Annotated in this window: 11 protein-coding genes; 9 read left to right on the forward strand and 2 right to left on the reverse strand. The window is 73.3% G+C overall.

Annotated features, from left to right (window positions below; all coding sequences use genetic code 11):
- Positions 1-40: 40 nt before the first annotated feature.
- Entirely contained in the window at positions 41-628 is a 588-nt protein-coding gene (locus OHA91_RS29960; protein WP_078959260.1) for an RNA polymerase sigma factor, read from the forward strand.
- A gap of 37 nt (positions 629-665) precedes the next feature.
- Positions 666-1,172 (forward strand): GNAT family N-acetyltransferase, encoded by a 507-nt coding sequence (locus OHA91_RS29965; protein ID WP_031150306.1) that lies wholly within the window; start codon positions 666-668, stop codon positions 1,170-1,172.
- 32 nt (positions 1,173-1,204) lie between these two features.
- On the opposite strand, the gene OHA91_RS29970 is transcribed toward OHA91_RS29965, so the two are convergent.
- Together OHA91_RS29970 and OHA91_RS29975 are read right to left on the reverse strand one after the other, a co-directional pair.
- Positions 1,205-1,624: a hypothetical protein gene (locus tag OHA91_RS29970; RefSeq protein WP_031150304.1), complete on the reverse strand. Its 420-nt coding sequence runs from the start codon at positions 1,622-1,624 to the stop codon at positions 1,205-1,207.
- Positions 1,617-1,985 carry a hypothetical protein gene (locus OHA91_RS29975; RefSeq protein WP_031150302.1) on the reverse strand — a complete coding sequence of 123 codons (369 nt, stop codon included), beginning with the start codon at positions 1,983-1,985 and terminating at the stop codon, positions 1,617-1,619. Before OHA91_RS29975 ends, OHA91_RS29970 begins: the two co-directional genes overlap by 8 nt.
- A 596-nt stretch (positions 1,986-2,581) precedes the next feature.
- Here OHA91_RS29975 and OHA91_RS29980 point away from each other — a divergent pair.
- From OHA91_RS29980 to cobA, 7 genes are all read left to right on the forward strand, one after another.
- Complete coding sequence (locus tag OHA91_RS29980; protein ID WP_031150300.1) at positions 2,582-3,628, forward strand: methionine ABC transporter ATP-binding protein; 1,047 nt, start codon at positions 2,582-2,584, stop codon at positions 3,626-3,628.
- Positions 3,625-4,293, forward strand: a complete 669-nt coding sequence (locus tag OHA91_RS29985; RefSeq protein WP_031150298.1) for a methionine ABC transporter permease — start codon at positions 3,625-3,627, stop codon at positions 4,291-4,293. The genes OHA91_RS29980 and OHA91_RS29985 overlap by 4 nt, the downstream gene beginning before the upstream one ends.
- Before the next feature lie 116 nt (positions 4,294-4,409).
- Positions 4,410-5,273, forward strand: coding sequence for a MetQ/NlpA family ABC transporter substrate-binding protein (locus OHA91_RS29990; protein WP_031150296.1), 864 nt, complete (start codon positions 4,410-4,412; stop codon positions 5,271-5,273).
- Positions 5,274-5,530: 257 nt separating this feature from the next.
- The gene (locus OHA91_RS29995) at positions 5,531-6,247 is read left to right on the forward strand and encodes a GNAT family N-acetyltransferase (protein WP_328740363.1); all 717 of its coding nucleotides are present in this window, start codon (positions 5,531-5,533) and stop codon (positions 6,245-6,247) included.
- Between the two features lie 71 nt (positions 6,248-6,318).
- A complete protein-coding gene (gene cbiE / locus OHA91_RS30000) occupies positions 6,319-7,521 on the forward strand; it encodes a precorrin-6y C5,15-methyltransferase (decarboxylating) subunit CbiE (protein WP_266502975.1) in 1,203 nt (400 codons plus the stop codon).
- 274 nt (positions 7,522-7,795) lie between these two features.
- A complete protein-coding gene (gene cobT / locus OHA91_RS30005; protein WP_328740364.1) occupies positions 7,796-11,080 on the forward strand; it encodes a nicotinate-nucleotide--dimethylbenzimidazole phosphoribosyltransferase in 3,285 nt (1,094 codons plus the stop codon).
- 364 nt (positions 11,081-11,444) lie between these two features.
- The gene (cobA, locus tag OHA91_RS30010) at positions 11,445-12,680 is read left to right on the forward strand and encodes a uroporphyrinogen-III C-methyltransferase (protein ID WP_031150289.1); all 1,236 of its coding nucleotides are present in this window, start codon (positions 11,445-11,447) and stop codon (positions 12,678-12,680) included.
- Positions 12,681-12,685 lie beyond the last annotated feature (5 nt).

A 12,685-nucleotide genomic window follows, 5' to 3' on the forward strand; every position in this document is an offset into this window, starting at 1 on the left:
CGGGGAAACCGCCGGGCGCGCCCTGCTCGTCCCGCTCGGCATGGACCTGCTGAAGGACCCCGACCTCGTGACCGAACTGGGCCCGCTGCTCTCCGCGGAGGCGGCGGCGGAGGCCCCGGGCGCCGGAGTGGACGCGGCCGACCTCGAACAAGCCGTCTGGGTCAGGCTGCTGGAGAGCGGCCGGCGCGCGCCCGATCCCGCCGACCCGGCCGAGCCGGCCCGCTGGCTGCGCCGGGCGGTACGGGCGGAGGCCCGCCTGGCCAGGCGCCGGGCGAGGCGCGAGATCCCGTACGACCACCGTCGCCACTCCGCGGACGGCCGGCGCCACCATCCCGCGGACGGCGGCCCGCAGCCCGGTGCGGCCGCCGGGCCCGTACCCGAAGACGCCCTGCTGCACGGGGAGGAGAACCGCGCACTCCGATCGGCCGTCGCCCGGTTGCCCGGACGCTGTCCCGAGCTGATGAAGGCACTTCTTTCGCCCAGAGACCTCACATACCGTGAAATCGCAGGAGAGTTGGGTATCTCACAAGGAAGTTTAGGGCCCGTGCGTTCCCGTTGCCTGGGATGTCTGCGCAGAATGCTGGCGGCAGAGGTTGCGGCTCCTGGCCTTCGGGGAATGGAGCGGTAGACCAAAGGGCTACCAGGTGAGCTGGAGGCATGCGCACATGGGCATGAGCGTGACCATTTCGGCGGCGGTCGCCGAGGACGCCGAGCAGATCTTCAAACTGCAGTACCTGGCCTTCCAGCGCGAGGCGGAGCTGTACGGCAACTACCTCATCCAGCCGCTCACCCAGTCCCTGGACTCCCTGAAGGGGGAGCTCGCGACGGACACCGTCCTCGTGGCCCGGCTCGGCGACGAGATCGTCGGCACCGTGCGCGGCAGCGTGGACGAGGAGGGCACCGCCAAGATCGCCAAGCTCTGCGTCCACCCGCGCCTGCAGGGACACGGACTCGGAGCGCGCCTGCTGCGCGCCGTGGAGGATGCCCTCGCGAGCCCCGGCACCGCCACCCGCTTCCGCCTGCACACCGGCCACAAGAGCGAGTCCAACCTGCGCCTCTACCGCAAGGCCGGCTACGTCAAGGTCGGCGGGCGCACGGCGTCCGACGGCGTGCAGCTGGTGATCCTGGAGAAGGAAGCCAAGGACCCGACCGACTTCGCGGTCAGCGCCTGAGCCCGCCTGGGTCCTGTCCTTGACGACAGGACCTAGCGCTTGCGCAGCCAGAGCATCCCGGTGATCGGCAGGATCACCGGGATGAACAGGTAGCCCAGCCCGAACTGCGACCAGACGGTCGTGTCGGGGAAGGACTCCGGGCGCAGCACGGTCCACGTGCCCACGGCCAGTACGCCCGCCAGTTCCGCGGCGCAGCAGACCAGAGCCGCCTTGCGCGCCGTCTCGCCGCCGCGCACGAGCGAGTACGTGATGAACGCGTAGGCCAGCGCCGCCACCGCGGACAGCGCGTAGGCCAGCGGCGCCCGGTCGAACTCGGTGGAGATCTGGAAGGCCGACCGCGAGACCGCGCCCACCACCATCACCCCGTACAGCCACACCAGCAGCAGCCCGGGCCCGGAGACCAGCCGCTTGCGCCCGGTGGGAGCGGCGGTCGTCGTGTCAGCGTCAGGCACCGGTGGTTCCCCAGATGTCGTAGAGCCGTACTTCGAGGACGGCGAGGACGACCGCGCCCGCGGCCACCGTCACCGAACCCCACTTGGTCCGCTCGGTCAGCGAGAGCAGCCCGGCGGCCGGTACCGCGGCGAAGGCGCCGAGCAGGTACGCCACGAAGATCACCGAGCCCTCGTCGGGCTTCTCGCCCCTGGCCAGCTGGACCAGGCCGATCACCAGCTGGGCCAGGACCAGCACGGTCACGACGGCCATGCCGATGAAGTGCCAGTCCTTGGTCGGCTGGTCCCGCAGCGCGGCGAAACCGCACCAGGCGGCGAGGGCGAGTGCGGCCACGCCGATGGCGACCGTCAGGGCGTCGAGCATGCAGCGAGGGTATTACGGCCCGAAAGACCCGATGCGCGCGCCCCTTCCCGTACGGCGGCCCGGGCGCTGCCGCCGGCACCCTGGATCCGGCCGTGGTCTTGACCACAGAGGGGCCCGCCGCCGGCCCCCGCGACGAGGTCCGGCGGCGGGACGGGAGGGCTGCGTCGGTGCAGGTCAGGGGCGATGGCGGCCGGGTGGGACGGGCGGACGGGACTGACCGGTGTTGTCCGGTATGCGGTCGAATTGCGTCCGCTATCCGGACAGCTTTGATCGGTGAGGGGATACGTCTGCTTTACTGGGGCCCATGACCACGACGAGCAGCCGCACCCTTGCGACCGAGGCGACGATGACGCCCGGTGCTCGCTGTATGTGTCGAATGTGCGCCTTCTGAGGGCCCCTTCCTGAGCCTCGCGCCCCGAAGCGAGACCAGCCGCGCCAGTACGTCACCGCCTGATGGACAGCACGGCCCACTCATGCCCCGCGCACGCGTCGAAGCCATCGATTTCTGACGGTTCGTCCCGTATCGCGTCCCCAGATGTTTGCCCCGTGCCCGGCGCACCCCGCTGCGCCGCGCACTCGACAGCGACGGAATTCCTGTGATCACCACATCGGGCCTCACGAAGGTCTACCAGTCCCGTGGCCGCGAGGTCACCGCCCTGGACGGCGTCGACCTCCACGTCCGCGAGGGCGAGGTATACGGAGTCATCGGCCAGAGCGGCGCGGGCAAGTCCTCCCTGATCCGCTGCGTGAACCTGCTGGAGCGCCCCACCACCGGCACCGTGCACGTCGACGGTGTCGACCTCACCGCTCTCGCCGGCCGCGGCCGCCGCGCCGGCAAGGAACTCCGCGAGGCCCGCAGCCGCATCGGCATGGTCTTCCAGCACTTCAACCTGCTGTCCTCGCGCACCGTCCAGGCCAACGTCGAGCTGCCCCTGGAGATCCTCGGCGTCTCCGGCCGCGAGCGCACCCGCAAGGCCCTCGAACTCCTCGACCTGGTCGGCCTCGGCGACAAGGCCAAGGCCTACCCCACCCAGCTCTCAGGCGGGCAGAAGCAGCGCGTCGGCATCGCACGCGCCCTGGCCGGCGACCCCAAGGTGCTGCTCTCCGACGAGGCCACCAGCGCCCTCGACCCCGAGACCACCCGCTCCATCCTGGGCCTGCTGCGCGACCTCAACGAGCAGCTCGGCCTCACCGTCCTGCTCATCACGCACGAGATGGACGTCGTCAAGACCGTCTGCGACTCGGCCGCCCTGATGAAGAAGGGCCGCATCGTCGAGTCCGGCACCGTCGCCGAACTGCTCGCCACCCCCGGCTCCGAGCTCGCCGGCGAGCTGTTCCCGGTCACCGGCGCCGCCTCCGGCCCCGACCGCACGGTCGTCGACGTCACCTTCCACGGCGAGGCCGCCGCCCAGCCGGTCATCTCGCAGCTCTCGCGCACGTACAACATCGACATCTCGATCCTCGGCGCCGCGATGGACACCGTCGCCGGCCGGCTGATCGGCCGCATGCGCATCGAACTGCCCGGCCGCTACGAGGACAACGTCGTACCCGTCGGCTTCCTGCGCGAACAGGGCCTCCAGGTCGACGTCGTCGACGAGATCGACAACGAACTGGCCGAACTGGTCAAGGATGGTGCCAAGTGACCTGGTCCGAGATGCAGCCCCTGCTCACCCAGGGCACCTACGACACCCTCTACATGGTGCTGTGGTCCACCCTGGTGACCGTGCTCGGCGGACTGCCCATCGGCATCCTGCTGGTCCTCACCGACAAGGGCGGCCTGCTGCAGAACCAGCCGCTCAACAAGGTCCTCGGCGTGATCGTGAACATAGGCCGCTCGCTGCCGTTCATCATCCTGCTGATCTTCCTGATCCCGGTCACCACGGCGGTCGTCGGCACCTTCATCGGCCCCACCGCCATGATCGTGCCGCTCGCCATCGGCGCCATCCCCTTCTTCGCCCGGCTCGTCGAGACCGCCGTCCGCGAGGTGGACCACGGTCTCATCGAGGCCGTCGAGTCCATGGGCGGCGGCATCCCGACCCTGGTCGGCAAGGTGCTCCTGCCGCAGGCCCTGCCCTCCCTGGTCGCCGGCGTCACCACCACCGTCATCACCCTCGTCGGCTACTCCGCCATGGCGGGCGCCGTCGGCGGCGAAGGACTCGGCTCCAAGGCGATCACGTACGGCTTCCAGCGCTTCGAGACCGGCTTCATGGTCGCCACCGTCGTGGTCCTCATCGTCCTCGTCACCGTGGTCCAGCTGATCGGCGACGGCGCCGTACGCCTGCTGGCCCGCCGCGGCCGCACCGCCTGACCGCCACCACGGGCCGCCGCCCCCACTGATTTCCCCCAAAGAGCCCGCACTTGTCGTGCTTGGGCCGCCACCACCAGCAAGTCCTCGGTACTTGTTCAGCAAGAAAGGCACTCTTCGTGCGTAAGAACATCAAGCTCACCGCCCTCGCCGCCACCGCCACCGCGCTGACCCTCGGCCTCACCGCCTGCGGCAGCTCCTCGGACCCGTCCTCCGCCAAGGCAGACGGCGGCAAGGCCGACGAGAGCAAGCCGCTCGTCATAGCGGCCTCCCCGAGCCCCCACGCCGACATCCTGAACTTCGTGAAGGACAAGCTCGCGGCCAAGGAAGGCCTCAAGCTGGAGGTCAAGGAGTTCACGGACTACGTCCTGCCCAACACCGCCACCGAGCAGGGCCAGGTCGACGGCAACTACTTCCAGCACAAGCCGTACCTCGACGACTTCAACAAGAAGAACAACACCCACGTCGTCCCGGTCGTGAACGTGCACCTGGAGCCCCTCGGCCTCTACTCCAAGAAGGTCAAGGCGCTCTCCGACATCAAGCCCGGCCAGACCGTCGCCGTCCCCAACGACACCACCAACGAGGGCCGCGCGCTCCAGCTGCTGGCCGCGAACAACCTGATCACCCTGAAGGAGGGTGTCGGCACCAGCGCCAAGCTGTCCGACATCACCGACAAGAAGGGCCTGGAGTTCAAGGAGCTGGAGGCCGCCACGGTCCCGCGCGCCCTGGGCGACGTGGACGCCGCGGTCATCAACGGCAACTACGCCCTCGAGGCCAACCTGGCGCCCGCCAAGGACGCGCTCGTCCTGGAGAAGGCCGAGGGCAACCCCTACGCCAACTTCCTCGCGGTCAAGGACGGCAACCAGAACGACCCGCGGATCCAGAAGCTCGCCAAGCTCCTGAACTCCGACGACGTCAAGAAGTTCATCGAGGAGAAGTACCAGGGCTCGGTCGTCCCGGCCTTCGGCACCCCCGCCTCCTGACCCCGCCGCCCGACCCCGTCGGGCCCCGGACGGTCATGCATCTCGGCCCCGCACGCCCCTGTCGGCGCGCGGGGCCGAGTCCTGCCCGCCCCCGGAGCCCGGTCCTGCCCGCTCCCGGGCAACCCGGCCCTGCACATCCCCCGTTCGATGCTGCATGCTGTGGCCTACGACCCGTGGATCAGGTCCCGCACCAACGGCCCCGCACCACAGTCGCATCGCACCACGGTCGCACCACGTTCTCAGGCATGGAGCTGCGCATGACTACCACCTTCCCGGACGTCACCATCAGCACGGAACGGCTGGTGCTGCGCCCGTTCGAGGAGGAGGACGTCACCGCGCTCGCCGAGATGATGAACGACGAGAACATCACCGCCTGGACCTCCGCGCCGTACCCCTACACCCAGGCCGACGCCCACGCATGGGCCACCCGGGACTCCCACGCCGAACGCACCGAAGGCCGCGGCATCGTCCTCGCCGTCACCGAGTTCCTCACCCAGCGCCTCGTCGGCATCGTCCACCTCCGCAACACCAACTGGCGCACCCGCGCCACCGAGGTCGGCTACGTCACCGCACCCTGGGCCCGCGGCGAGGGCTACGCCAGCGAGTCCGTCCTGGCCGTCGCCCAATGGCTGTTCCGCGAGCAGGGGTTCGAGCGCCTCGAACTGCGCACCGCCGCCGACAACACCGCCTCCCAGCAGGTCGCCCAGAAGATCGGCTGCATCAGCGAGGGCGTCCTGCGCAACGCGTGGACCGTGCGCACGCAGACGGCCGACGGCGGCTGGACCGACACCCGCACCGACCTCATCGTGTGGAGCCTCCTGCCCGAGGACCTCGACGAGGGCGACGGCTTCGACGGGTACGACGGCTACGAGAGCCACGACACCTACGGCGGCCGCGGCGCCCACCCCGGCCACCCGGTCCCCGGACAGCGGTCCGACGCGAACGGGCACCCGGTCGGCGCCGACCGGAAATGAACCGATGACCCGGTAGTCTCACCGTGCCCGCCCCTCCCTCCAGCCCCCCCCACACCAGGAGACAGACGACGATGGCCGACCGGGTCACGGTGATCGGCTGGGACGGTTCGCCCCTGACCTCGGCCGCCCGGTCCGCGCTCTCCGCCGCCACCTTGGTGGCCGGCGCCGCCCACCACCTCGCCCTTCCCGAAGTCCCGCCCACCGCCGAACGCATCCGCCTCGGCAGCCTGGGCCTGGCCGCCCGCCGCATCGCCGGCCACCGCGGCACCGCGGTGGTCTTCGCCGACGGTGACCCCGGCTTCTTCGGAGTCGTCCGCACCCTGCGCGCCCCGGAGCACGGCCTCGAGGTCGAGGTCGTCCCCGCAGTCTCCTCCGTCGCGGCCGCCTTCGCCCGCGCCGGCATGCCCTGGGACGACGCCCAGGTGGTCGTCGCCCACCCCCGCACCCTGCGCCGTGCCGTCAACGTCTGCCGCGCCCACCCCAAGGTCGCCGTCCTCACCTCGCCCGGGGCCGGTCCCGCCGAACTCGCCCTGCTCCTCGACGGGGTCCACCGCACCTTCGTCGTCTGCGAGGAACTCGGCACGGACCGCGAGCAGGTGAGCGTCCTCACCTCCGACAAGGCCGCCGACCACAGCTGGCGCGACCCCAACGTCGTCATCGTCATCGGCGGCGCCGGACAGGCGCAGACCGCCGACCCGGGCTGGCTCCTCGGCCAGAGCGCCGCCCACTCCGCCGAGCGCGGCTGGGCCCGCCCGCAGACCGGCGCGGGGGAGGGGGAGTCGGCGCTGCTGCACGCGGCCCAACTCGCCCGGCTCGGCCCGCGTCCCGGCGACCTCGTCTGGGACATCGGCACCGGATCCGGCGGCGTGGCCGTCGACGCGGCAGCCCTCGGCGCCGCCGTCATCGCCGTCGACGCCGACCCCGGGGCCCGCGAGCGGGTGACCACCGCGGCCCGCAGGCGGGGCGTGCAACTGCAGTTCGTCGCCGGGCGCGCACCGCACGTCCTGGAGAACCTGCCCGAGCCCGACGTCGTCCGCGTCGGCGGCGGCGGCGCCGAGGTGGTCGCGGCCGTCGCCGACCGGCGCCCCGAACGGATCGTCAGCCACGCCTCCACCCGCGACGAGGCGGAGGCCATCGGCCGGGCCCTCACCGAACACGGTTACGACGTCGAGTGCGCCCTCCTCCAGGCCGTCGGCCTGGACCCCCGCACCTGGGCGGAACAGGACCGTTCCGTGGTGTTCCTCCTGGCAGCTCAGCGCCCTGTCGCCCGCTGAGACGAGGGCCGGGGTAGGCTGGCCGATCGTCGTACTGCGCGGACGTTTCGGGCATCGCGACACGGCCTGGACGCGCGACGTGGCGCAGTCCACAGAGGACCGTGGTGGTTATGGCCGCCACGATCGCTAACGGGCGCGACAATGCTTACTGGTTGTCGTGCAGGCGCACGTGAGACGGACTCGTCGCACCCGCGACACCGCACGGCAACTCCGCTCGGAGGCCTCGTGGGCGACCGGGTGACGAAGAGGCAACACCGATGGGCGAGGGGTAAGCATGACTGACACCGGCCAGGTCCCGGGCGAGGGTCTCCCGGACAACACGGGCATGGTGGATCAGCAGGGCATCCCCGCCCCGGCCCAGATCCCGGCACCGATGCCCGGTTACGCCTTCCAGGACCTCATGGACAACCCGGCCGAGCCGGAGGACGAGGAACTGCTGCTCATGCCGAGCGGCCAGGGCGCCTGGAGCGACCCGCAGGTCGTCCCGCAGGTCCCCGCCTTCCCGGTGGAGCCCCAGATCGGCGAGCCGCAGATGTACGCCGACGCGTCCTACGGCGCCGAGTCCGCGTACGCCGGCGCCCCGGCGGCGTACCCCGAGCCCGCCGCGTACTCCGAGTTCCCCCAGCCCGCCTTCCCCGACGGCTCCTACAGCGCCGGCGCCCACGAGACGGGCGGCCGGGACTCCGGTGCGCTCGACCTGGGCGGGCTCGTCGTCCCGCCGCCCGCGGCCCCCGCCGCCCCGACGGCCCCCGCAGCCCCCGCCCGGCGTCCGCTGCACATGGGCCCGCCCATGCCCGACGCCACCGGCGGAGTCGTACGTTCCCTCGCAGACCGGGGCCCGGCCGCCGCGCCCGCGCAGCCCGCCCCGCTCGTCTCCGCGCTCAGCGCCGCCGTGCCGACCACCCCGCTCCACCAGGCGGGCCCCCCGACCATCGGGCCCGAGTACCTGGACGTCCCGCGCGCCGAGGCCGCCCAGGAGCCCGCCCCGCAGCTCGGCGAGGTCCCCCCGCAGGCCGGGACGCCGTGGACGTCGGAGCCGGTCGCCGCGCCCGAGCCCGTCTCCGTGCCGGAGCCGACGCCGGCCGAGGCCGTCCAGGCCCCCGAGCCTGCCGAGGCCCCCGAGCCGGTGCAGGCCGCCGTGGAGCCCGGGCCGGAGCCCCTGGCCGCCCCCGCGGAGACGCCGGCCCAGCCGCCGCAGACCGAGGCCGTACCTGCCGAGGCGTCCGCCGCGCCGGCGCAGACCCCCGAGCCCGTGGTCGCCGAGGCGCCCGCGGCCGACGCCGAGCAGGCCGCTCCCGCTGCGGCCGCAGAGCCGGTCGCGCCCGTCGCCGCCGCACCCGTCGCACCCGTCGCCGTCGAGCCCGTCCAGCCGGTGCCGGCGGAGGCCGTCGCTCCCGCCGCGGCCGAGCCGGTGGCCGACCTGCCACAGCCCATGGCGGTCGCCCCCGAGGAGCCGGCCGCGCCCGTCGCGCCCGAGCCGGTCCAGCCCGAGCCCGTCGCCGCCCCGGTGGAGGCCGCCGAGCCCGTGGAAGCCGTCGTGGTCGAGCCGGTGCCGGCCGAGGCGGTCGTTCCCGTACCGGCCGAGCCGGTGGCCACCGAGCCGCAGCCCGTCGTGGCCGAGCCGGTGGCCACCGAGCCGCAGCCCGCCGTCGCCGCCCCGGTGGAGCCCGCCGCCCCGGTAGAGCCCGCCGCCCCGGTAGAGCCCGCCGCCCCGGTGGAGCCCGCCGAGCAGGCCGACGCCGTGGTGCCCGAGCCGGTCGAGGCCGTCGCCGCCGAGGCGGAGCCCGAGGCCGGGCCCGAGACGCCCGTCGCGGCAGAGCCCGCCGGCGACCCGGCCCCCGGCTACGACGACGCGGAGCGCGAGGCCGTCCTGCGCGTCATGCGCGAGCGCCGTGACATCCGCAAGGGCTTCCGTACCGACCCGATCCCGCACGAGGTGCTGCTCCGCGTCCTGGAGGCGGCCCACACCGCCCCGAGCGTCGGCCACTCCCAGCCATGGGACTTCGTCGTCATCCGCTCCGCCGACACCCGCCGGACGATGCACGAGCTCGCCCAGCGCCAGCGCGAGGCCTACGCGAAGTCGCTGCCCAAGGGCCGGGCGAAGCAGTTCAAGGAACTCAAGATCGAGGCCATCCTCGACACCCCGGTGAACATCGTCGTCACCGCCGACCCCACCCGCGGCGGCCGCCACACGCTCGGCCGGCACACCCAGCCGCAGATGGCCCCGTACTCCTCGGCCCTCGCCGTCGAGAACCTCTGGCTCGCCGCGCGCGCCGAAGGCCTCGGCGTCGGCTGGGTGAGCTTCTTCGACGAGCGCGAAATGGTCCGCGAGCTCGGCCTGCCCGAGCACCTGGAGGTCGTCGCGTACCTGTGCGTCGGCTACGTCGACGAGTTCCCGGAGGAGCCCGAGCTGGCCCAGGCCGGCTGGTCGCAGCGCCGCCCGCTCTCCTGGGTGGTCCACGAGGAGACCTACGGCCGCCGCGCGCTGCCCGGCGAGGAGCCGCACGACCTCCTCTCCGAGACCGTCGCCAGCATCCGCCCGCTCGACGCGAAGGCGCTCGGCGAGGCCTGGGAGCGGCAGAAGCGCATGACCAAGCCCGCCGGGGCCCTGGGCATGCTGGAGATCATCTCCGCCCAGCTCGCGGGCCTCTCCCGGGTCTGCCCGCCGCCGATCCCGGAGCCGGCCGCGGTCGCGATCTTCGCTGGCGACCACGGCGTGCACGCCCAGGGCGTCACCCCGTGGCCCCAGGAGGTCACCACGCAGATGGTCGCCAACTTCCTGGGCGGCGGTGCGGTCTGCAACGCCTTCGCCAACCAGGTGGGCGCCGAGGTCTGCGTGATCGACGTCGGTGTCGCCGGGGACCTCCCGGCCACCCCCGGCCTCCTGCCCCGCAAGGTCCGCCCCGGCACGGCCGACCTCTCCACCGGCCCGGCGATGACCCGCGAGGAGGCCGTCGCCGCCATCGAGGTGGGCATCGAGACGGCCCGCGACCTGGTCGCGGCCGGCAACAAGGCGCTCCTCACGGGCGAGATGGGCATCGCGAACACCACGGTCTCCGCGGCCCTCATCTCGGTCTTCACCGGCGTCGACCCGTCCGAGGTCACCGGCCGCGGCACGGGCATCAACGACGAGACCCACGCCCGCAAGGTCGAGGTCGTCCGCCGGGCCCTGGAACTCCACCAGCCTGACCCGGCGGACCCGATCGGCGTCCTGGCGGCGATCGGCGGCCTGGAGCACGCGGCCATCGTCGGCCTCCTCCTCGGCGGCGCCTCCCTGCGTACTCCGGTGATCCTGGACGGCGTCAGCGCGGGAGCGGCCGCCCTGGTGGCCCGCGCCATCGCGCCCGAGTCCCTGTCGGCCTGCATCGCGGGCCACCGCAGCGCCGAGCCGGGCCACGTGGCGGCCCTGAACAAGCTGGGCCTGCGCCCCCTGGTCGACCTGGACCTCCGCCTCGGCGAGGGCACGGGCGCCCTGCTGGCCCTCCCGCTGGTTCAGAGCGCGGCCCGGGCCATGCACGAAGTCGCCACCTTCGACTCGGCGGGCGTCACCGAGAAGTAACCCGCACCGGTCCGGCGGGGCGGGTCCGCCCGATGGGTTTCGGCGCGCGTGCCGGTCCGGCTCAGGGTGCGCGAGCCGAGGAGACGCCGCGGAGGGCCCCGCTCCGCCGCGAAGCCACCCCGGCCCGCGGCCCGGCACCGCCGCACACCACCAGCCCCACCGGCCTTTGAGGCGCGGGGTCCGGGGCGGCGCCCCGGGGAATCGGGCCGCGTAGCCGCCCGGGCAGCCGCGGGCCCCGTCCGCGCTGTGGGACGGCCCGCGCCGTATGGTGGACCCGCACCAGGAACCCGCACGTCAGTACCCCCGCCGCTCCAGAGCCGCAGCGGCAAGACAGAACGACCGCCGCATCAGGAGCCGCACCGCCATGGCCGACACCCCCGCCTACCCCGTAGGACTCCGCCTCGCCGGCCGCCGCGTCGTCGTCATCGGCGGTGGCCAGGTCGCCCAGCGCCGCCTCCCCGCGCTCATCGCGGCCGGCGCCGACGTCCTGCTCGTCTCGCCCTCCGCCACCCCCTCCGTGGACGCCATGGCCGAGACCGGCGAGATCCGCTGGGAGCGCCGCCGCTACCAGGACGGCGACCTCGCCGGCGCCTGGTACGCCCTCATCGCCACCCAGCACCGCGACGTCAACGAGCAGGCCTCCGCCGAGGCCGAGCGCGAGCGCGTCTGGTGCGTCCGCGCCGACGACGCCTCCGCGGCCACCGCGTGGACTCCGGCCACCGGCCGCATCGAGGGCGTCACCGTCGCCGTGCTGACGGGCAACGACCCGCGCCGTTCCGCCGCCGTCCGGGACGCCGTGGTCGAGGGCCTGCGCGACGGCAGCCTCGCCGCCCCCGGCCACCGCCACAAGTCCACTCCCGGCGTGGCCCTCGTCGGCGGCGGCCCCGGCGACCCCGACCTGATCACGGTGCGCGGCCGCCGCCTCCTCGCCGAGGCCGACGTGGTCATCGCCGACCGGCTCGGCCCCCGCGACCTGCTCGACGAACTCCCCCCGCACGTCGAGGTCATCGACGCCGCGAAGATCCCGTACGGCCGGTTCATGGCCCAGGAGGCCATCAACAACGCGCTGATCGAGCACGCCAAGGCCGGCAAGGCCGTGGTCCGGCTCAAGGGCGGGGACCCGTACGTCTTCGGCCGCGGCATGGAGGAGCTCCAGGCGCTCGCCGAGGCCGGCATCGCCTGCACCGTCGTCCCCGGCATCTCCAGCTCCATCTCGGTCCCCGGTGCCGCCGGCATCCCGGTCACCCACCGCGGGGTCGCCCACGAGTTCACCGTGGTCAGCGGCCACGTCGGCCCCGACGACCCGCGGTCCCTCGTGGACTGGGCCTCCCTCGCCAAGCTCACCGGCACCCTGGTGATCCTCATGGGCGTCGACAAGATCGGCCTGATCGCCGAGGCGCTCGTCCGGCACGGCCGCTCCGCGGACACCCCGGTCGCGGTCGTCCAGGAGGGCACCACCGCCACCCAGCGCCGCGTGGACGCCACCCTCGCCACGGTCGGCGAGACGGTCCGCGCCGAGGAGGTCCGCCCGCCCGCGGTCATCGTCATCGGCGAGGTCGTCCGCGTCGGAACCCCGGACGTTCCCACCACCAGCGCCTGACAGGC

Origin of the sequence: Streptomyces erythrochromogenes, assembly GCF_036170895.1 — a bacterium.
In the GTDB taxonomy this organism is placed as follows: Bacteria; Actinomycetota; Actinomycetes; order Streptomycetales; family Streptomycetaceae; genus Streptomyces; species Streptomyces erythrochromogenes.

Bases quoted from the DNA above. Each gene is read 5' to 3' on its own strand.
- OHA91_RS29960 (WP_078959260.1), top strand. From the start codon at position 41: ATGGACCTGCTGAAGGACCCCGACCTCGTGACCGAACTGGGCCCGCTG.
- OHA91_RS29965 (WP_031150306.1), top strand. From the start codon at position 666: ATGGGCATGAGCGTGACCATTTCGGCGGCGGTCGCCGAGGACGCCGAG.
- OHA91_RS29975 (WP_031150302.1), bottom strand. From the start codon at position 1,985: ATGCTCGACGCCCTGACGGTCGCCATCGGCGTGGCCGCACTCGCCCTC.
- OHA91_RS29995 (WP_328740363.1), top strand. From the start codon at position 5,531: ATGACTACCACCTTCCCGGACGTCACCATCAGCACGGAACGGCTGGTG.
- cbiE (WP_266502975.1), top strand. From the start codon at position 6,319: ATGGCCGACCGGGTCACGGTGATCGGCTGGGACGGTTCGCCCCTGACC.
- cobT (WP_328740364.1), top strand. From the start codon at position 7,796: ATGACTGACACCGGCCAGGTCCCGGGCGAGGGTCTCCCGGACAACACG.
- cobA (WP_031150289.1), top strand. From the start codon at position 11,445: ATGGCCGACACCCCCGCCTACCCCGTAGGACTCCGCCTCGCCGGCCGC.